The sequence below is a fragment of the Exiguobacterium sp. s48 genome (assembly GCF_018617395.1).
Taxonomy (GTDB): Bacteria; Bacillota; Bacilli; order Exiguobacteriales; family Exiguobacteriaceae; genus Exiguobacterium.
Window position 1 is genome coordinate 1,659,725 of record NZ_JACSKC010000001.1, and the last position, 20,705, is coordinate 1,680,429.

Annotated in this window: 16 protein-coding genes; 2 read left to right on the plus strand and 14 right to left on the minus strand. The window is 52.0% G+C overall.

Annotated features, from left to right (window positions below):
• Positions 1–12: 12 nt before the first annotated feature.
• The 5 genes from KNO66_RS08370 to KNO66_RS08390 form a co-directional block, all read right to left on the minus strand.
• A complete protein-coding gene (locus KNO66_RS08370; RefSeq protein WP_214741987.1) occupies positions 13–939 on the minus strand; it encodes a glycosyltransferase family 2 protein in 927 nt (308 codons plus the stop codon).
• A complete protein-coding gene (locus tag KNO66_RS08375; protein WP_214741988.1) occupies positions 936–2,150 on the minus strand; it encodes a glycosyltransferase in 1,215 nt (404 codons plus the stop codon). The genes KNO66_RS08370 and KNO66_RS08375 overlap by 4 nt, the downstream gene beginning before the upstream one ends.
• 9 nt (positions 2,151–2,159) lie before the next feature.
• Entirely contained in the window at positions 2,160–2,858 is a 699-nt protein-coding gene (locus KNO66_RS08380) for a CpsD/CapB family tyrosine-protein kinase (protein WP_214741989.1), read from the minus strand.
• On the minus strand, positions 2,824–3,582 hold the full coding sequence (locus KNO66_RS08385; protein ID WP_214741990.1) for a YveK family protein: 759 nt from the start codon (positions 3,580–3,582) through the stop codon (positions 2,824–2,826). Before KNO66_RS08385 ends, KNO66_RS08380 begins: the two co-directional genes overlap by 35 nt.
• Positions 3,583–3,810: 228 nt before the next feature.
• The gene (locus KNO66_RS08390; protein WP_214741991.1) at positions 3,811–4,995 is read right to left on the minus strand and encodes a transglutaminase domain-containing protein; all 1,185 of its coding nucleotides are present in this window, start codon (positions 4,993–4,995) and stop codon (positions 3,811–3,813) included.
• Between the two features lie 351 nt (positions 4,996–5,346).
• Between KNO66_RS08390 and KNO66_RS08395 the strand changes: the two genes are divergently transcribed.
• Together KNO66_RS08395 and KNO66_RS08400 are read left to right on the plus strand one after the other, a co-directional pair.
• Positions 5,347–7,248 carry a beta-glucoside-specific PTS transporter subunit IIABC gene (locus KNO66_RS08395; RefSeq protein ID WP_214741992.1) on the plus strand — a complete coding sequence of 634 codons (1,902 nt, stop codon included), beginning with the start codon at positions 5,347–5,349 and terminating at the stop codon, positions 7,246–7,248.
• A 42-nt stretch (positions 7,249–7,290) separates the two neighbouring features.
• The gene (locus KNO66_RS08400) at positions 7,291–8,742 is read left to right on the plus strand and encodes a 6-phospho-beta-glucosidase (protein ID WP_214741993.1); all 1,452 of its coding nucleotides are present in this window, start codon (positions 7,291–7,293) and stop codon (positions 8,740–8,742) included.
• Positions 8,743–8,797: 55 nt separating this feature from the next.
• Here KNO66_RS08400 and KNO66_RS08405 read toward each other — a convergent pair whose 3' ends face one another.
• From KNO66_RS08405 to KNO66_RS08445, 9 genes are all read right to left on the minus strand, one after another.
• Positions 8,798–9,760, minus strand: a complete 963-nt coding sequence (locus tag KNO66_RS08405) for an aldose epimerase family protein (protein ID WP_214741994.1) — start codon at positions 9,758–9,760, stop codon at positions 8,798–8,800.
• Positions 9,761–9,774: 14 nt separating this feature from the next.
• Complete coding sequence (locus tag KNO66_RS08410) at positions 9,775–11,304, minus strand: UDP-glucose--hexose-1-phosphate uridylyltransferase (RefSeq protein WP_214741995.1); 1,530 nt, start codon at positions 11,302–11,304, stop codon at positions 9,775–9,777.
• Positions 11,301–12,305 (minus strand): UDP-glucose 4-epimerase GalE, encoded by a 1,005-nt coding sequence (gene galE / locus KNO66_RS08415; RefSeq protein ID WP_214741996.1) that lies wholly within the window; start codon positions 12,303–12,305, stop codon positions 11,301–11,303. The genes KNO66_RS08410 and galE overlap by 4 nt, the downstream gene beginning before the upstream one ends.
• Entirely contained in the window at positions 12,302–13,486 is a 1,185-nt protein-coding gene (locus KNO66_RS08420) for a galactokinase (protein ID WP_214741997.1), read from the minus strand. The genes galE and KNO66_RS08420 overlap by 4 nt, the downstream gene beginning before the upstream one ends.
• Positions 13,487–13,508: 22 nt before the next feature.
• Positions 13,509–15,575 (minus strand): alpha-galactosidase, encoded by a 2,067-nt coding sequence (locus KNO66_RS08425; RefSeq protein ID WP_214741998.1) that lies wholly within the window; start codon positions 15,573–15,575, stop codon positions 13,509–13,511.
• Positions 15,572–17,560, minus strand: a complete 1,989-nt coding sequence (locus tag KNO66_RS08430; RefSeq protein WP_214742409.1) for a beta-galactosidase — start codon at positions 17,558–17,560, stop codon at positions 15,572–15,574. The genes KNO66_RS08425 and KNO66_RS08430 overlap by 4 nt, the downstream gene beginning before the upstream one ends.
• Positions 17,561–17,578: 18 nt before the next feature.
• Entirely contained in the window at positions 17,579–18,364 is a 786-nt protein-coding gene (locus KNO66_RS08435; protein ID WP_214741999.1) for a carbohydrate ABC transporter permease, read from the minus strand.
• A gap of 12 nt (positions 18,365–18,376) precedes the next feature.
• The gene (locus KNO66_RS08440; RefSeq protein ID WP_214742000.1) at positions 18,377–19,330 is read right to left on the minus strand and encodes a carbohydrate ABC transporter permease; all 954 of its coding nucleotides are present in this window, start codon (positions 19,328–19,330) and stop codon (positions 18,377–18,379) included.
• A 67-nt stretch (positions 19,331–19,397) separates the two neighbouring features.
• Positions 19,398–20,699, minus strand: a complete 1,302-nt coding sequence (locus KNO66_RS08445; RefSeq protein ID WP_251127323.1) for an ABC transporter substrate-binding protein — start codon at positions 20,697–20,699, stop codon at positions 19,398–19,400.
• Positions 20,700–20,705 lie beyond the last annotated feature (6 nt).

Genomic DNA, 20,705 nt, shown 5'->3' on the forward strand with positions numbered 1-20,705 from the left:
CATCCCTCCTCCCTAACGATAAATCAAGTTCGTCATCCCTCGATAAAGTGACAGCAAGTTTGAAAACAAGATTCCATTCCATCGGAGCCAATGATATTCTATCGGTCCAAAGTAACGAGTCACATCACGGGTCGCTAAGTAGCGTTCTCGAACGTCCGTCGCGTTTTCTTTGAACGTATGCTTCAAAATGATGGATGTCAGTTCCTCTCCGTTCTCGCGGACTTCGACGTCCTGCAGCAAGCGTTCCAAATAACGATTTGATTCCGTCGTGGCCCGATGCGCAATTTTTTTCGTCTGCTGTTCACCGTGAATCCGAGAATAGACGAGTGGCTCACGCATCACATAAAAGTCGTATCCGTCGAGTGCCAGTTCGACCCAACAGATCCAGTCTTGAATGAACCGGTCCTCTAACGAAAATCGGCGATGGTCGAACGCTTTTCGTGGAATCAAGAGGGCGCATCCGTTCAAGGTCGAGGATAAAAGCAGATGACGAAACATGTCTTGACTTGAATAAAAGCCCGCTACTTTCCGTTGCACCCGCCGAATCGGATCCCCATTCTCGTCAATGAATGATGTGCCTGTAACGAGAATCGTCTGGTTCATCGGGAGCTTTTGTTGACGCATCACGTCGAGCTGTCGTTCGATTTTTGTCGGTGCGTATACGTCGTCGTGACTAAGCCATGAAAAGAATTCGCCTCTCATCTCTTCGATTCCGCGATTCAACGCACTCGAGACACCACCGTTTTCCTTTTCTACGTAACGAATCTGGTCTCCATAACTTGTCGCGATGGTCGCGGTCTTTTCATCGTCGGTCGAGCCGTCGTTGACGACGATGACTTCAATCGCCGGATAGGTCTGCGCCAAAGCGCTGTCGATACATGTCCGTAAATAATCACTCCCGTTATAGACCGGGATGATAATGGATACGAGTGGTGTCATAAGACGTTCCTCACTTTCTCCGTTTGCAGTTCCTCGTACACATGGAGATAATCCTCCGCCCGTTCGTATAGGTCAAACCGTTGACGTGCCTCGTTGGCACAGGCGATTCGTGAGATCGAGGCATGACGTAGACGTTCGAGCCCATCCATTAGGTCAGGAACAGATCGCGTCGCGACGACGACACCCGTTCGTTCGGTTACGAGTTCTGGACTCGCTGTCGAATCGAGTACAAGGACTGGTGTGCCGCATGCGAGTGCCTCCGCCGTCACATTGCCGAACGATTCTTCTTCCGACAGGTTCAACAGGACATCTGCTGCGGCATAATAGGAAGCCAACTCCTGCGAATCATGTGTCTCCTGAATGTGGAGCACGTTCGCCGGAAGCTTTTGTTGTGTCGGCATATGACCGACCAACACGATTTGGTCGGTCGGTCTCGCTTTGGCCAACTCTAGAAACGCCGTCAGTCCCTTCGCGTCACTCCAATGACTGGCGACACCTAATAAAATCGTTTCGCCTGTCAATCCGAGTTTCGCCCGTAGAGGGACCGCATCTTTAGGTGTGAAGGTTTTTAAGTCGACCCAGTTATGGATACGGCGAATGATTGTCGCGTGTTGAAGGATTGAAAAATGGGCTTCCATCGTGATCCAATCCGATACACCAATCACCGCCAAGCGCGGAATGGCTTCGAACCATTTCCGTTTGTCCGCCAACATGTCTTCGGTACGATCGACAAACCAACTCGGAATGTCGTCTTTCAGAAGTGGACATTGCCCACATCCGTCCTTCCACCGATTGCAACCGACCGAGGTGTAATGCGTACATTTCCCGGTGAATGGCCAACAATCATGTAGCGTCACAACGGTTGCGATATCGTGCATCGCCAAATAATCAAACAAGGTCTGGAGATGAAGATAATTGGCGTGCAGATTATGAAGATGAACTACGTCCGGTTGAAAGCTGTCTAGAAAAGTGACCAGCTCGACGGTCGACCGCTTCAACGTATAACCTTGCCGCCCGGTTACCCGAGAATGGAGGGCATGCCATTTCGTTTCCCATGCCTGTCCGATCACCACACTCGTCTCGGTCACCGGTCCGGTCGAATGGGCGATTCGAACATGATGGCCGTGAGAGGCATGGACGGATGCGATCTCTTTGCACATTCGTCCTGTGCTTTTCACTTCGTTGATGGCATTGATATGAAGAATCTTCATGACGACACCCTACTCGTACGCATAGTACGTATGCGTGTCGCGAGAAGAACGCTTATTGAGAACGAGACCGAGGAGTTGAGACCCTGTCCGTTCCAACTGTTCTTTCGCCTTCAGGACGAGTTGACGATCGGAGTTCTCACATCCGATGACGAGAATCGTTCCGTCAGATACATTTGCCAAAAGACGGGCATCCGCGACATGCATCATCGGCGGTGTATCGACAATCACAATATCAAATTGATTGCGTAAGTCACTGAGGACGTCGGCCATACGCGACGATGCGATCAATTCCGTCGGATTCGGTGGAATCGGACCAGCTGCCAACAGCGTGAGTCGTGGAATGTCGGTTTTTTGCAGTGCATGATCGAGCGAGACGCGCCCTGCCAATACAGTCGATAGACCCGCATGCGCCGACAACTGGAACGTTTGATGTGCAGTCGGCTTACGCATGTCGCAATCAATGAGGACGACGTTTTTACCAAGCTGTGCATAGACGACTCCTAAATTGGCGGCGGTCGTCGACTTCCCTTCCCCAGATGAAGCAGACGTGATGGTGATCATCTGGAGCTTATGCCCGACGGACGTGAACTCTAAATTGGTTCGAATCGTGCGATACTGCTCGGAGATTGGAGATTTTGGATTCGACAAGGTGACGAGGTCACGCTTTTTATAATCAAGACGATTGGCGTTCTTTTTTCGACCGAACATGCGAAACGTCTCCTTTCACTTGGGGTGTCGGTTCTTTCACATTTTTATGTTTTAAGTCGCGTCGTTCAATCGTCGGGATCGATCCGATGACTGGCAAGTCAAGCAACCGCTCTGCCTCTTGTTCATTTCGAATCCGTTTATCGAAGACGTGTCGCAACAAGCCAATAAATCCACCAATCAAAAAACCAGCGAATAGACCGAGTGCAGTATTGAGAACGACATTCGGTGAAACCGGAGCTTCTGGCACTTCGGCAGGTGATAAGACGCGAACGTTGTCGATGTTCATCAAATCCGGAATTTCAGAGACGAACACTTCACTGATCACATTCGCTGTTTCCGCTGCCACGACCGGATCGTTTGCGGTAACGAACACGTTGATGACTTGTGACTCTTCTTCACTTTCTACCGTGAGTGCATCCGAGAGGGGGTCTGGCGCGTTCGGTACCTGTTCTTTGACTTTCTCGAGAACAGCCGGACTTCTCATGATGACGCGATACGTATTGACGAGTGAAAGTGACGATAATACTTCCGAGCTGTCTACGCGGTTGTCATTTTGTTGCGTAACGAGTAGAACTTGTGTGGACGCCTCATATTTAGGCTGAATGAATGAAGTGCTCAAATAGTATGCGAGGAGTCCGCTGAGTACCATACTCACGAACAGCAACCATCTACTCTTTTTGAGCACTTCCACGAGATCGCCCACGATCGTCGTTTGTTCCTTCATGTTGATTTCCTCCCTATAGACAGAGTGAACAGGCGCAGGTTAACTGTAGTACCTTCTTACCCCCTTCATCTTGACAATCGAAAAGAAGGATTTATCATTTTTTCGCAACATCATGTCATGATGCCGTTCCGCATTCTTCTTTTTCATTGCAGTCATGAAGACAAAACAAAAAAGTGAGGGACGAAACCCTCACTTTGCTGGTACTTTGATTTGATTGAATGATTCATTTCATCGCTTTAAATCATGGACCGCCGTCACCGGATGATGACCAGGTTCCCACGTATGATCTGCTCGGAGCGTCGCATCAGAAACGAGAAAATAGTCGTCCCGTCCGTTCCCCGGTTGATTCGGGACCGGGTCGTTCCACGTCGTATCGAGATGGTACCATTCGTTATTCACGCGAACCAGGTTCCATGCATGAAGACCGCTTGGCACTTCCCCAGAAATGTAACGCGCTTCGATACCCGCCGCATCTAACAATAAGAGCGTCGTCAGTGCGTAGCCTTCACACACTCCCTCCCCGTTGAACAAGATGGAGTACGGCGTATATGGGCTCGCCTCACTATCTAGATTGTAGGCGGTATGCGAGACAACATAATCATTGACGTATTTAACCTTCCCGACCTCGTCCAGATTTTGTGGCATATCACGGATCACATTGGCGACACGTTCTTGTACTTTCGACGCTTCAGAAGCGGTCATATCATAGTTGAGTGTCATCTCCAGAGTTACAGTACCGTTTTGTTCAACCCATTTTGTTTCTCCTCCACGCGACAAGCGATACACGTAAATATGATGTCGCTCGATCCAGTCCCATGCGGCATCCAGCATCTGTTGCATATCTCCTGTGTCCCCTGTATAGGGAAGCGAGAATGTTTCATCAAATCGTGTCATGTGATAAGCGATAGCCGTACCAAGCGTCTCCGGTGAATCAATTTCATACGGTAGCTTGAATGTCTTCCCAAGTACCGTCGTCTCACTTTTGACTTGCTGCGGATCAAACCAGTTCGCCATATCAAACGATTTCGCTTCTTGCGTGATGATGTTTCCACCCACACCGGCAATCACGAGAAAAATCACGGTCAATGCCCATCTTCCAAATAGAGCAAACGATGACAGCCAGCCGTATTTCAGTATACGATTCAGCTCATCGTTGACGGCTTGTTCAAGTTGATGGCGTTTCATCAAATTTCGTCCATTGAGCTGAAAGACGACACCGCGATAAATGGGGTCTAGTATATCGAACTGACGACCGGGATGATGTTTTGCACTGCGCAACGCATGACGGGCAGAGAACAAGCCAGCATGTAATCGCGTATGAATTCTAAACAATTGAAAGGCGCGCACTCCTAACAGACAACTCAAAGGTAAACAAATCAATAATAAGACCGTTCCAATGATTGTAGGATTCATAGATTCACCCTCGTAATTTTATTCACTTCAATTGTCATTATAGCCCACCAGATTATTAAATATGTATAATAATGGATTTATTGTCTCGTAATCCTTTTTTATCACATGTCACAACTTTGTTGATAATTCTTTAAAAATAAAAAAATGTAAGCGTTGACATTTCAATTTCACCCATGCTACATTTCAAGTATCAAATAACAACTGAACGGTATCCTGCGCAGGAATGTTACCTTTAGTGGGCATAACCTGGCTCGAGTCGGATGAATGACGTGATTTCACGTTCTTCATTTGACCCGGGTCAGGTTTTTTATTTGACGCAAACCAAAATTATGGAAAAGGAAGGGAACGGACATGAAATATGAACAGCTCGCACGCGATATTATTCAACATGTTGGCGGGAAAGAGAACGTCAATAGCGTCGTCCACTGTATCACCCGTTTGCGTTTCAAATTAAAAGATGAACAAAAAGCAGATACTGAAACAATCAAAAACATGGACGGGGTCGTCACCGTCATGAAGAGTGGTGGCCAATATCAAGTGGTCATCGGCAATCATGTACCGGAAGTCTATAAGGCAGTCGTCGAAGTCGGTAGATTCCAACAACAATCACCGATTGAAGACGAAAACGCTCCAAAGGGATCGTTGTTCAGCCGTTTCATCGATATCATCTCTAGCATCTTCACTCCTGTGCTCGGTGTATTAGCAGCGACCGGGATGATCAAAGGGTTCAATGCCCTGTTCGTCGCACTCGGTTGGCTCGATAATACATCCGGTACGTATCAATTGTTAAATGCCATCGGAGATTCGCTGTTTTATTTCTTCCCGATTTTCCTTGGCTATACGGCCATTAAGAAGTTCGGCGGAAGTCCGTTTATCGGAATGGCCATTGGAGCGTCACTCGTCTACCCGACCTTATCGACGCTCACGGCTGGAGACCCTCTCTATACGGTCTTCGCTGGAACCATGTTCGAGTCGCCGATTCATATCACGTTCCTCGGCGTCCCCGTCATCTTGATGACGTACTCGACTTCCGTTATTCCGATTATCATCGCCGCTTTCTTTGCAGCGAAACTTGAAAACTTCTTAAAAACCGTCATTCCGGACGTTGTCAAAATGTTCATCGTCCCACTTCTTACATTGCTCATTGTCGTACCACTCACATTCATCCTGATTGGACCAATCGCGACTTGGGCAGGAATGCTACTCGGTAGCGCAACGGTCGCCGTATATAACTTGAGTCCACTCGTCGCCGGCTTATTCCTCGGTGGGTTTTGGCAAGTGTTTGTCATCTTCGGTCTTCATTGGGGCCTCGTTCCGGTTGCCATCAACAACTTGACGTCACTAGGAGCTGACCCAGTACTCGCACTCGTCTTTGCAGCATCGTTCGCTCAGATCGGTGCCGTACTCGCCGTTTTCTTGAAAATTAAAAATCAGAAAATCAAAACACTCAGTATCCCGGCCTTTATCTCAGGTATCTTCGGTGTCACGGAACCCGCTATCTATGGGGTGACGCTCCCCCTCAAGAAACCATTCATCATGAGCTGTATCGGTGGTGCGGTCGGTGGTGGAATCATGGGAATCATGGGGACACAAGTGTATATCATCGGGGGTCTCGGGGTCTTCGGTTACCCATCAAACATCTCACCGGAAGGCATCACAACCGGTTTCTATGGGTCATTGATTGGGACAGCTGTCGCCTTCGTCGTCGGATTTGTCTTGACTTACCTCTTCGGCGGCGTCAATAAAGCAGTCGCTTCCACACCACAACCTGATGTCACACCGGTCGCCAAAGAAGTATCTGCGACAACTGTCGGTCAGGAACAAGTCGTTAGCCCGCTCAAAGGAACCGTCGTTCGTTTGAAAGATATCTCGGATGTCGCCTTCTCATCTGGTTCACTCGGTCAAGGGGTTGCCATCGAACCGACGGAAGGGGAACTCATCGCCCCGGTTTCCGGTACGGTGTCCGCTCTCTTCCCGACCCATCACGCCATCGGCATCACGACGGAGTCAGGGGCTGAAATCCTCATCCACATCGGTATGGATACCGTTCAATTAGAAGGCAAGCATTTCAAAGCACACGTCACACAAGGTGAATTTGTCGAAAAAGGGCAATTGTTGATTGAATTCGATATCGAGGCAATCGAACAATCTGGTCGTGCATTGACAACACCAGTGATTGTCACGAACCGAAAAGCTCTTTCACCGAATCATGCATCACATGTCCAGACGGGCGATCCGATTTTCATCATTTAATCAATCAAATGGGAGGAAGCTTCCTCCCCTATTATAGAAAGGATGGATTTGATGAGTTTTCCAAAAGGATTTTTATGGGGCGGCGCGATTGCCGCAAACCAAGCGGAAGGTGCTTATGTAGAAGGCGGTAAAGGACTGACGACCGTCGATTTGTTACCGACGGGCAAGAAACGCTTTGACGTCATGTTCGGAGAGCTACCCTCTTTAGAGCCGGTGCCCGGTGAGTTCTATCCTTCGCACGAAGCGATTGATTTTTATCATCGTTATAAAGAAGATATCGCGTTATTCGCCGAGATGGGATTCAAGGCCCTTCGTCTCTCCATCGCGTGGTCACGGATTTTCCCGAACGGAGATGATGCAGAACCGAACGAGGAAGGATTGCAGTTCTACGATGATGTCTTCGATGAATTATTGAAGCACGGGATTGAACCTGTCGTGACGATTGCTCACTTCGATGTACCCGTCAGTCTCATCAAAAACTATGGAAGTTGGCGCAATCGCCGTGTCGTCGATTTCTTCGAAACATACGCGACGACTCTCTTCACTCGATACAACGGTAAGGTAAAATATTGGATGACGTTCAATGAAATCAATATGTTGCTACACTTACCATTTATCGGTGCGGGAATCGTATTCGAGACTGGAGAAGATAAGCAACAAGTGAAATACCAAGCGGCCCATCATCAGCTCGTCGCAAGTGCAAAAGCCGTCAAGGCAGCTCATGCCATCAATCCGAATCTACAGGTCGGCTGTATGCTGGCTGCCGGTCAAACGTATGCGTATTCGTGTAACCCGAATGATGTGTTAGATGCGATGGATAAGGACCGTGAATCGTTTTTCTTCATCGACGTTCAATCGCGCGGGGAATATCCGGGATATGCGAAACGTTATCTCGAAGAACACGGGATCACTCTTCAAATGGAAGACGGTGACCTCGAACTGTTGAAAGAGCACACGGTCGACTACATCGGCTTCAGCTATTACGCGAGCCGGACGACGAGCACAGACCCAGAGATGAACGCATCGACTGAAGGTAACATTTTCAGCTCGCTTGAAAACCCGTTCCTCGAGAAGTCGGAATGGGGCTGGACAATCGACCCAACCGGTTTCCGAATCACAGCGAACCAATTGTACGACCGCTACCAAAAACCATTGTTCGTTGTCGAGAATGGACTCGGTGCCGTTGATACACCTGATGCGAACGGCTATGTCGAGGACGATTATCGCATCGACTATATGGCAAAGCATATCGAACAGATGCACGAGGCCATCAAGGACGGTGTCGACATCATCGGCTACACGAGCTGGGGTCCGATCGACCTCGTGAGTGCATCGACCGGTGAGATGAAAAAGCGCTATGGCTTCATCTATGTCGACAAAGATAACGATGGGAACGGGACGCTCGCCCGCACGAAGAAGAAGAGCTTTGATTGGTATAAGCAAGTCATTGCGACGAATGGGGCCGATGTCTCGTCTCCTGTTCAAACCACTTGATCTTGATGAAAAAGCAGGAATCCGATTTCATTCGGATTCCTGCTTTTGTGTACATTTATTCCACCCCAAACCGATACACCGTCCGCGAGTGATACAACTCACCTGGTTTCAGTTCGATCGAGGTCGCGATGTTCGGATGATTCGGAGCGTCCGGGTACGCCTGTGCCTCGAGACAAATCGCGCTATGTTTTTGTCGACCATTGAGCGTCACCGGTGTCTCTTCACTGAGGAAGTTGCCCGTATAGACGACCATGACGGGTTGATTCGTCTCGACCGTCATCGTCCGCCCGCTCACCGGGTCATGTAGCCTCGTCTCCCCGTCCTTCAAAATGAACGGATGATCGAGTCCACCGGCTTTTGTAATCGCTTCGTCTCCTGACTCGAGCGCCTCTCGGACCGCTTTACCCTCTCGGAAATCAAACGGTGTCCCGCTCACATCATGCAACTCTCCTGTCGGTAGTGAATCTGCATCGAGCACCCCGACCGAATCCGCTGGTAGCGTCAGCTCATGGTCATGGATGGTCGGGCGTCCCCCGAGATTGAAATAGTTGTGATGGTTCAAGTTGACCCACGTCAGTTGGTCCGTCTCCGCCGTCATCGTGATGATGAGTTCATTGTCATCTGTCAGTTCATATAACACTTTGAAGAAGACGTTTCCAGGATATCCTTCTTCCCCGTCTGGACTGAGATACGTGAACTGGATGCACTGTTCGTCGGCATCTATCTCCCAGTGACGGGCTGTGATGCCTTTGTCGCCTCCGTGGATATGATGGGGCGCCTCGCTTGGGGTCAAGGCGACACCATCAATCTCTGCGTTGCGAATTCGTCCGGCGATCCGTCCGACGACTGATCCGAGATAGACAGGGTTTTCTAAGTACTGAGAGACGTCCCCATATTTTAAGATGACCGAGTCGAGCTTGCCGTTCCGGTCCGGGGCCGTCAGTTCCGTCATCGCACAACCATAGTCGATGGCGGATAGTCGCATGCCGTTGGTGTTTTGAATCGTCGCTTGTTTCACTCGTACAACCACCTTTAGTTCGTTTTCTCTCTCATTCCCGACCTTGGTGTTCCGTACTCCACTTTATCGACATGACCCAGGAGCGAACGGACGAACACATCAAACCGTTCCTGCCCCGTTTCGGTCTGTTTAAAGACACCGGCGTCTTCGAGTCCTTTCACAAATTTGTCGACGACCGCCTGATCGACAATCGTTTTCGGGTCGCCTGCCTTCTTCCGTAACGCATCGGCCCATTCCTGATGCATCGCTTCAACTTCGACATTCTCACCAGCCACATAGCGGACGACTTGCTCGAGTTCCGTCTTCAGGCGCGCCGGTAAGACAGCGAGTCCCATCACTTCGATCAAACCGATATTCTCCCGCTTGATGTGATGCACATCAGCATGCGGGTGGAAGATCCCGTCTGGATGTGCGTCGCTCACCCGATTGTTTCGAAGAACGAGGTCAAGTTCATACTGATTATCCCGTCGTCTCGCAATCGGAGTGACCGTATTATGCGGGACGCCGTCCGTATAAGGGATGACCTCACTCGATTCGTCCTCATAGTCACGCCAATAGCTGAGCAACTGGTTCGCCAACATGACGAGTTGTTCTTTTTGACGGGAACGGAGACGGACGACCGAGAGCGGCCAGTAGAGCGTCTCAATCTCGACTTGGTCATAGCGCTCCGAGTGATACGTCGAGACGACACGCGCATCGTCCATTGCAAACCGGTAGCGGCCGGCCTGGTAATGGTCGTGCGTCAAAATCGAACCGCCGACAATCGGCAAGTCCGCGTTCGATCCGGCGAAATAGTGCGGGAACTGTGTGATGAAGTCGAGCAGACGCTCGAATGCACCCCGGTCAATGACCATGTCCCGTACTTCGTTCGACAGCAAGATCGAGTGCTCGTTGTAGTACAAGTACGGTGAATATTGGAATAACCACGGCTGTCCACCGAGCGTGAGCGGGATGATACGGTGGTTCGCACGCGCCGGATGTTTCAAGTGCCCGCCATAGCCTTCATTCTCGATCGCCAGTAACCCTTTCGGATAATTAGACGTCGGGGTCGGTTGTAGGCGTGCTCGCGCAATCTCACGCGGATCTTTCTCCGGTTTTGACAAGTTGATCGTGATGTCGAGCGTTCCGTAGCGAGTCGGTGCTTGATACGTGATGTTGTTCGCAATCCGACGTGTCTGGATATAGTTCGACGCCTGGCTCATGCGATAGAAATAGTCAGTCGCAGACGTCACGTCCGTCGCGCGAAGTTCATTGAAGCGACGTGTCACCTCAGAAGGTTTCGAAACGAAGACGTTCATCACTTCGGCCATGAAGCGGTCTTTCTCTTCAAGGATTGGTTCAACCAGCTCTTGTTCGATCGCATACGCGACCAACTCCTCTAATGCGTCCGGGATTGCCATCGACGGCACTGAAGTCGGGACATCCATATCTAGTTTATGAAGCGTGGCGAGGATACGGTTCCGCGAATAGATCCGGTCCTGCTCGTCAATCAACTCTGCACGAATCGCCGCCTCAACGAGTGCCTCGATTGTCACATCGATCATCGTCTCACCTCTTTCGCCTGATAACCGAACGGATGGGTCGCATGCCAGTTCCACGCGTCCGTCAAAATTGTCTCGACATTTGAGCGGGTCGGTGTCCAGCCGAGGATGCGTCTCGCCTTATCGGACGAGGCGATCAACTTGGCCGGGTCACCGGAGCGGCGTTCCCCAAGTCGGACCGGGATGTTATGACCCGTCACGCGTCGTGCCGCTTCAATAATTTCGAGCACCGATAGCCCGTTTTCCGTCCCAAGGTTGAAGACGTCGCTCGCGCCTCCTTCCCGTAAATAACGGAGTGCCAGAAGATGCGCATCGACGAGGTCTTGGACGTGAATGTAGTCACGGATACACGTGCCGTCTTCTGTCGCATAGTCATCACCGAAGACGGTGATGGCGTCGCGCTGCCCGTTCGCCACTTGAAGGACGATCGGGATGAGGTGTGTCTCTGGGTCGTGGTCTTCTCCGATTTCACCGGTCGCAATCGCGCCGGCAACGTTGAAGTAGCGGAGCGCGACCGAACGGATGTCGTGCGCCTGGTCACACCAACGAATCATCGATTCCATCGCGAGTTTCGTCGCCCCGTACGTGTTCGTCGGGTTCGTCAGCGCCGTCTCATCGATCGGCATGCGGGTCTGGTCGCCGTATGTCGCGGCCGTCGAGGAGAAGACGATCCGCTTCACCCCGGCGTCCCGCATCGTCTCGAGGAGCACCTGTGTCCCGAAGACATTGTTGTCATAGTAAGCGAGCGGGTCCGTCATCGATTCACCGACGAGTGAATTCGCCGCGAAATGGAGAACGTCCGTGATTGCTTCTTTCGCGAACACCTCTTTCACGAACGTGCGGTCACGTAAGTCCCCTTCATAAAAACGGACATCTTGTGGAATCGATTCGACGTGTCCCGTCTGAAGATTATCGAGGATGACGACGTCCTCGCCGTCTTTCAATAAGGCACGGACGGCATGCGATCCGATATAGCCGGCACCGCCGACGACAAGTACACTCATTTCACTTCCTCCTCTACAAGTTCTCGAACGCCATCCCCGACCGAGGCGACGTAACACGTCGGTGCGTAACCGATTGTCTCTTCATATTTCGCAGATGTCTGTTCGATCATCGCGCCCGTATCTGTTTGCCGGACGATGGCGATGGCACAGCCACCAAATCCAGCTCCCGTCATACGTGCACCGATGACACCTCCACACGCTTGCGCGGCCGCGACGAGCGTATCGAGCTCAAGCCCCGTCACTTCATAATCATCTCGAAGCGACGCATGTGACGCATTCATCAACTGACCGAACGCCTCGAGTCGTCCTTCTTGTAAAGCGGTATATGCAAGTTTCGTCCGTTCATTCTCCGAGACGGCGTGGCGCGCCCGTCTACGGAGCGTCTCCGGCAAGTCGAGCGCGACTTGTTCGAAAATCTTTAAGGATAGCTGTCCGAGTGATTCCACTTCAACTTTTGGCTGAATCAATCCGAGCGCCGTATCGCACTCGCGTCGACGTTCGTTATATTTCGAGTCGGCGAGCTCCCGACGTTTGTTCGTGTTCATGATGACAATATCGTACCCGTCGAGTAAGATTGGTGCGTAATCATGATGAAGCGTCTCACAATCGAGGAGCATCGCCTGTCCGGCTTTGCCCATCCCGATGGCGAACTGGTCCATGATGCCGCTGTTGACGCCGATGAACGTATTCTCGACCTTCTGTCCGAGTCGGACGAGGTCAATCCGTTCGAGACCGAGACCGTACACTTCATTCAACATGAACGCCGTCACGAGTTCGAGGGAGGCCGATGATGAGAGACCTGCCCCGTTCGGGATATTGCCCGCAAGGAGGAAGTCAAACCCGTGAATGTCGTGCCCGTCTTGTCGAAGGAGCGTGACGACACCTTTCACGTAGTTCGCCCAGTCGTGGCTCGCCTCATACGTTTCGTCCGTCACAGGGAACGACACAATGCCGACGTCCTCAAAGTTGCGTGAATAGACACGAATCAAATCGTCCTCCCGCTTCTTCACGAGTCCATACGTCCCGAACGTGATCGCACATGGGAAGACATGCCCTCCGTTATAGTCGGTGTGCTCGCCGATCAAATTGATGCGACCCGGTGCGAAGAACGCCCGGTCCGTTGATGCGGCAAACACCTCCTCGAATTGTTGTTTCAGCTGTCCCATATCAAATGAAAGCATACGGCTTCATCCCTTCCATCGCTCATGCCGGGTGGATGACCAGGCAATACGCGTCATAGTCTGTTTGTTGTGTGAGGTTTATGCCTTGTTCCATCAAATAGCGTCCGCTCACGCGGCGCCCTTCTAGTTCGTACGTCCGTTCAGGGTCGAGTCCGCGCAGCTTCACACGTAAGCGGTTCTTCCCGTATTGGCGTCGGTCGGCGTTGACGAGGATGACGTAGTCTTCTCCGTCCGTATAGCCGACAGCGTGGAAGCCGTCCCGTTTGAGCGAGGCGAGACGATGGCTCGTCCCGTGCTGTACGAGCGGCCGTATCGTTTTATACGTCGCAATCCATTCTTTCGCTTCTGCCAATTCTTCTTTCGTCCATTCGAGCAGGTTGCCACCGATGCCGAGCGTCCCTTGCATGGCACTGACGAACCGATATCCGAGTGGCATCGAACGATTATTCAACCAGTTCGGCGCGTCTGTCACCCAACAGCTCATCATCTTCGCGTTATAAGCGTATGTGAAACCTTCCTGGATGGTGAGACGGTCGAGTGCGTCCGTGTTGTCGCTCGTCCAAACCTGTTCGACGCGCGAGAGGACTCCGAGGTCGATCCGCCCACCGCCACCGGCGCACGACTCGAACGCGACATTCGGATGTCTTTCTCGTAATGTGTCGAGGATGCGATACACGGCTTCCGCGTGACGGAGCCATAATTCCTTCGCATCCGTCAAATGAGGACTGTCCGGTTCTGAGAAGGCACGGTTCATGTCCCATTTGATGTATCGGATGTCGTGTCGTCCGAGCAACTCGTCGAGCCAAGACGTCACGTGCGCCTCGACCTCAGGCAGGGCGAGGTTCAAGACGAACTGGTTTCGTGATGTCGTCGACGGACGTTCGTTCGTATGGTAAATCCACTCCGGATGAGCCCTGTACAGGTCTGAATCCGGATTAACCATCTCCGGTTCGACCCATAGCCCGAACTGGAGACCTTTCTCCTCGACGTAGCGGACGAGCGGGTCGAGCCCGTTCGGGAACTTCGTCTCGTTGACGTGCCAATCCCCGAGTCCAGCCGCGTCCGAATGGCGCTCACCGAACCAGCCGTCATCGACGACGAACAACTCACAACCGATAGCGGCCGCCTCGTCGACAAGACGTTTCTGTCCGTCCTCGCTGACATCAAAATAGGTCGCTTCCCACGAGTTATAGAGGACCGGGCGCAACACGTCACGCGTCGCTTCCGGCATGATGACGTCGCGCTCGAAGTCGTGTGCATTCTGACTCATGCCCCCGAATCCACGTTGCGTATAGCCGATATAGCCGGGTGGCGTCGTGAACGATTCCTCCGCTTGAAGCGTTCTCGCGAAGTCGAACGAGTTGATTCCACCCGTCACTTGCGTAAAGCCAAACTGGTCTTTCTCAAAATGGATTGCCCAGTTACCGGAATGTCCGAGGAATCCGTAGACAACTTCCCCATCTGTCTCCGTCGCATTACTGTCGAGTGCGAACCACGGATTGTTTTGATGGCTCGTCAACCCGCGACGGCTCTCGATCGTCTTCTTACCCGGGAGGAGCGGCCCTTCTTGAAGCTGGAACTCGCTCGTCCACGCCCCGCTGAAATGACGGAGTCGCATGTCGCGCTCGATCAGTCCGAGACTGAACGATTGCGCGCTCTCGAGCGTGACCATCTCACCTGCTTTAACAGTCATGCAGCGGGCGATGATGTCGTACGCAGGATAAAGCGTGAACTGAAGCGTCACGTGAAGGGACTGAATCGAGTCGAACAAATCAATCTCGAGTGTCTCTCCTTCAATCCGTGCATCACTGAATACAAACGCATGCAACCGTTCCGTCTCGGTATGGCTCTTCAATGTCGGTTCCGTATAGACGAGGTCGCCGAACGAGGTGAACTCGTAAGCCGACACCCCTTCCGGTGTCTCGAACGACGAGTGCAACACGCGCGCATCCGGTAGTTCTTTGATGTCCGACTCATGTAGGCGTCCACCGAGATATTGATGGACGAGACGACCGCGTGCATCGACATCAAACACGTACGTGAGATTCGTCCCGATGAGGGCGAACCGATTGTCGTGACGAACGATCATGCCTTCACCTCCCGTTTGAGTAGGACGACTGCGAGCGGTTCGAGTTCGAGTGCGCCCGTCACCGTCTCCCCTTCGAGCGTCTGCCACGTGCCGTCAAGTTCGACGGATGACGTGACCTCGGTCGAATGGTTCAAATAGAAGCGGATCAACTGCCCGTCCCCATGACGATCGACTTTCTCGACATCGTCCGGAAGTCGGTGCGCGTCAATTCCGGCACGTGTGAGCGCCTCGTGATAGACCGTGTCGAGCATCGCATCGTCGACCGATGAGCCAATATACGTCACATCGCCTTTATACGTGTGACGCGTGATGGCCGCTGTTCCTTTATAGAACGCCTGCCCGTAAGTCGCGAGTACTTCGGCACCTTTTGGCGTGATTAAGTCGCACCAAATGTTCGCCTCAGACACTTGGTCGCCGAGGCGGACCTCATTCGACTGGACGGCTTGTAAACTCTCATACTCGTCAATCTCGATCCCGGCATATTCAGCGAACTTACCAGGGAGCGTCAAATTGTGGCAACGGTTGATCGGGTCTTTCACTCCAGTGCGGTACGTGAAGATGACGTTCCCACCGTTTTCGATATAGTCGATGAGCGTCTCGTCGAACACATCATTCCCGAGGAAATAGAGTGGGACGATGACGAGTTTATACGAATCGAGCGCATCTCCTGGGAAGACGATATCCGTATTGACCCCTTGACGGACGGCTGCACCATAGAAGCGGACGAACTCTTGTTTGAAATTGAACGCGTCCGAGTGCGGCTGGTGCGTCCATGCCCATAAGTTTTCTTGGTCGAAATAGACGGCGACGTCCGACTTGTATGCAGCCGCATTGATCATATCGCCATGCGCGTGAAGCTCCGACATGACGTGCTTCACTTCCTCGAACTTCCGTTTCGGCTTTCCGTCATGGTCAATGATGCCGTGACAGAACTCTTCTGTACCGAAGTCAGCGGCACGGAATCGGAAGTAGACGATCGCCTCGGCTCCCCGGGCGACGGCTTGATGTGTCCAGAGACGGATATGTCCTGGTCGTGGCAAGTAGCCGATACGGCTCCATCCTTGAGCCCCACTCAGTTGCTCCATCACCCAGAAGCCTTTTCCTTGTTTCGACGAGCGGCACAGGTCATGGTCGTGCGCCGTCTTCTCGAAACGATTCGGTTCCGGCAACCCGCCCCAGACCGGGTAGTTGTCGAACGAGACGTAGTCGAGGTCTTGGGCCATTTGTTGCTGATTGATCGCCATCTCGCTATACACCAAGTTATGCGTGATGAACGCGTCCTCGTGGATGAGCGGACGGAGCGTGTCGACTTGGAGCTTATTGAACGAGCGGTATGCGTCTGAACAGAAGCGGTCAAAATCGACGAGAAGCGACGGGTTATGTTCTTGGAACACGGTGCGAGGGACCGGAATCTGTGTCCATGACGTATATGTATGGCTCCAGAAGACGGTCCCCCAAGCCGTGTTGAGCGCATCGAGTGTCTCGTAACGTTCTTTCAGCCATTTCTGGAACGCTACTTGATCGACATCGCCGTACGAGCGGTCCGACTGTTCATGTCCATACTCGTTGTCCGTCTGCCAGCCAATCACGCGTGGATGTCGTCCGTACCGTTCTGCCATCTTGCGGGTGATGCGTTCACAGTACTCGCGATAGACGGGGCTGTTGACCGTATAATGACGACGGGCACCGAAACTGATGCGAACACCGTCTTTCGTCACCGGAAGGATGTCCGGACATTTCTCGGTGAGCCAGGCAGGCGGTGTCGCCGTTGGCGTGCCGAGGACGATATCAAAGTGTTCGCCGAACGTGTCGACGACCTCATCCCAAAACGAGAAGTCGAACTCACCATCTGCCGGTTCCATCATCGTCCATGCGAATTCGGCCATACGGATGACGTTGACCCCGAGCTCTTTCATCAAGCGAACGTCCTCGTCCCAAAGCGCACGGTCCGTCTGTTCTGGATAGTAATCTACTCCTAAATACATACTGTTCACCTCAATCGATTATTTGACCGCTCCCGAAGTCATCCCTTTTTGTAAGAAGCGTTGGAAGAAGATATAAAACACCATCGTCGGCAAGCTGATCAAGACGAGCGAGGCGTACAGTTTACCAGGGTCCCCGCCGAGCGCTTCCGTGAAGAAGGTCGGTGCCATCGTCACCGTCTGCTTGGCCGGGTCCGTCATGAACGTGAGGACCATCAAGTACTCGTTCCACGAGTTGAGGAACGCATAGATCGTCGCCGTCGCAAGCGCTGGTTTGGCGAGCGGCATCATGACTTTATAGAAGATTTGGAACGTCGACGCCCCGTCGATATGCGCCGCTTCCATCAGTTCGTTCGGTAGCTCGTCAAAGTAACTTTTAATCAACATGAGTCCGAACGGAAGGAAGAAAGCAATCTCAGCTCCAATCAATCCCCAGTAGCTATTGAGCCCGTCAAGCGTTCGCAATGTGAAGAAGAGCGGTACGATGAGCGAGGCGACCGGTAGCATTAACCCTGCCAAGACGAGATTGAACAACAGGCGCTTCCCTGCGAACTGAAGTTTAGAGAAGCCAAACGCTGCAAAGGCGAGAAGTGAGATTGAAATGAGAATCATAAAGAAGGCGACGATGAAGCTGTTCAGGACGAACTGTGGGAAGTTCGGGTTTTGAAGTGTCGCGATATAGTTTTCAAAGCCATTGACACGTAAGCTTTCTTTGAACATGACGAAGATTGGGAACAACCAAAGGATTGCCATGAGTGACAGACCGATATTGGTGAACCATCTTCCTTTTTTCGTTTGCAGTTCCATAGCTACTCCCCCTTAGTCCATTTTCTTCTGTACACGCATCTGGAAGTACGTGATACCGAGTGCGATCGCAAGCAAGATGATGGCGACGGCACTGGCATAACCGACCTCTTGATGTAGCATCGATTTCCGGAACAGGTACGTCGAGATGACCTCTGTCGAGTTACCCGGTCCACCTTGCGTCGAAATCCAAACGATATCAAACGTCTTTAGACCACCGATGACCCCGAGGATTGTCAATGTGAACGTCGTCCCTTTCAAGTTCGGGAAGACGACACTCCATAGCGTGCGCCAGAAGCCGGCCCCGTCGATATTTGCCGCCTCGAACACTTCCCGTTCAATCGCGAGCATCGCCATGTAGTACATAATCATCGACGAGCCCGTCCACTGGAAGATGTTGATCAAGATAATGGCATAGAGTGCGACATCTTGGTCGCCGAGCCAATTCTGCTCAAGGGCACCGAGCCCGATCATGCGAAGGAATTCATTGATGTAGCCGAACTGGAAGTCAAAAATTTGCGTGAATGCCGCCCCGAGAACGACCGGACTCAAGACAACAGGGAAGAAGAAAACCGATTTGAAGAACGTCCTGCCTGCACCTTTCGTGTGAAGCAAGTAGGCCAATACGAGCCCGAGACCCGCCTGAATCGTGACAGTCAAGATTGTGAAGATGCCCGTATTCTTGAGCGCGTTATAAAATTCCGGATCTTGGAACATCCGTGTGAAGTTCTCAAATCCGACATACACTTTCTCGAACGAGATTCCGTCCCAAGAGAAGAGCGAGTGATAGGCATTATAGAAGATACCGTAATAGATGAAGGCGATGACGAATAGAACGGTCGGGGCGACGAACGCCCAGCCGATCAAGTTTTGCTTCATCCGTTCCTTCTTTCGAATCGGGTTCGGCGCGCTCGGCGGCATCGCCACGAGCTTCGGCTTGGACTTGTTCAAATCGGTTGCTTGTTGCATAAGGTTCCCTCACTTTCTGAATGAAAAAATCGAGCGCCAGTCAGTCTGGCTACTGGCGCTCGTTCGATTATTTACCTTGATCCGCAATCGCCTGAATGCGTGCGAGTGCTTCTTTCGCATCTTGTCCGGCAGCGATGTTTTGAAGTTCTTTACCGAGTGCGTCGTACACTTTCGGGTCGCGGATTCCGCGTCCTGCGACAGCGTTCTTCACTGTCTCATTCAAGATTTCGTAAGACTGACGCTCGACGTCATTCGTGAACTTGTCTTCGTAAGCCACTTCGATGTCTTTAACGGCTGGTGCCATCTCAAACTTCTCCATGTAGAGCGCTTGACCTTCGCCTTGCGTCATGTAGGCGATGAAGGCAGCTGCACCGTCTTGTTGTTTCGACTCTTTGTTGACTCCGAGTGCCATGTCGATTGAAGCGATGACCGGTTGTTCTGTACCACCTGCAAGGTTCGGCATCGGGACGAAGCCAATCTCGTCTTCGAAGTTGTTCCACTTGTCACGCTTCTCGACCGTCGTCATCGAGTGAGCTTCCCATGAACCGATAATCCACATCGCAGCTTTCTTGTCGAAGAAGTTGTTCATGCCGTCCATGTATGTCGCGAGACCCAATGCCCCTTCTTGGAACACTTTGTCTTCGTACAGTTGTTGCCAAAGTTCAGCAGTCTCGACCATCTCTTTGTCCGTCCACTTCGCGTCACCTGCGAGTACGTCCTGAATGTAGCCTGGTGCGACCTGGTGGCTCAAGACGTTGAAGACGTCGACGCCGACCCATGCATCTTTCGCACCGAGTTGCATCGGGATGACCTTGTCGCCTGACGCATTGATCTTGTCGATTGCGGCGACCGTTTCGTCATAAGTCTTCGGCGGTGTCACGCCGTATTTGTCGAGGAGCGTCTTGTTGTACATGAGGTATGCCTGTCCTGTGAAGCCGACCGGTACCGCGTACTGTTCGCCGTCGACCGTCGTCTGTTCGATACCGAGCTCGATCAATTTGTCTTTCCAGCCTTCGCCGGCCGCTTTGTCCATATAATCTTTCGCTGGTACGAGGCGATCCTTGTATTGCGGAATCATCGGTTCTTTGAGGCCGATGACGTCCGGACCGTCTCCCCCGAGCATCGCGACTTGAAGCTGTTGCTCGTAGTCTTCGAGACGCTTGAATTTGACGACATAGTCGTCTTGCGATTCGTTGAACGCCTTCGCCATTTCTTCCCCGACTTCAGGTTGCGGCGCCCAGCCCCACCATGTGATGACCGGCTTACCGTCTTCTGTTGTCGCCGCCGCTTGTTCGTCGTCACCGCAGGCAGCGAGTAAAGATGAGAGCATCAAGACAGATGATGCGAGTGCAATCGTCGTTTTTTTCATGTTCAT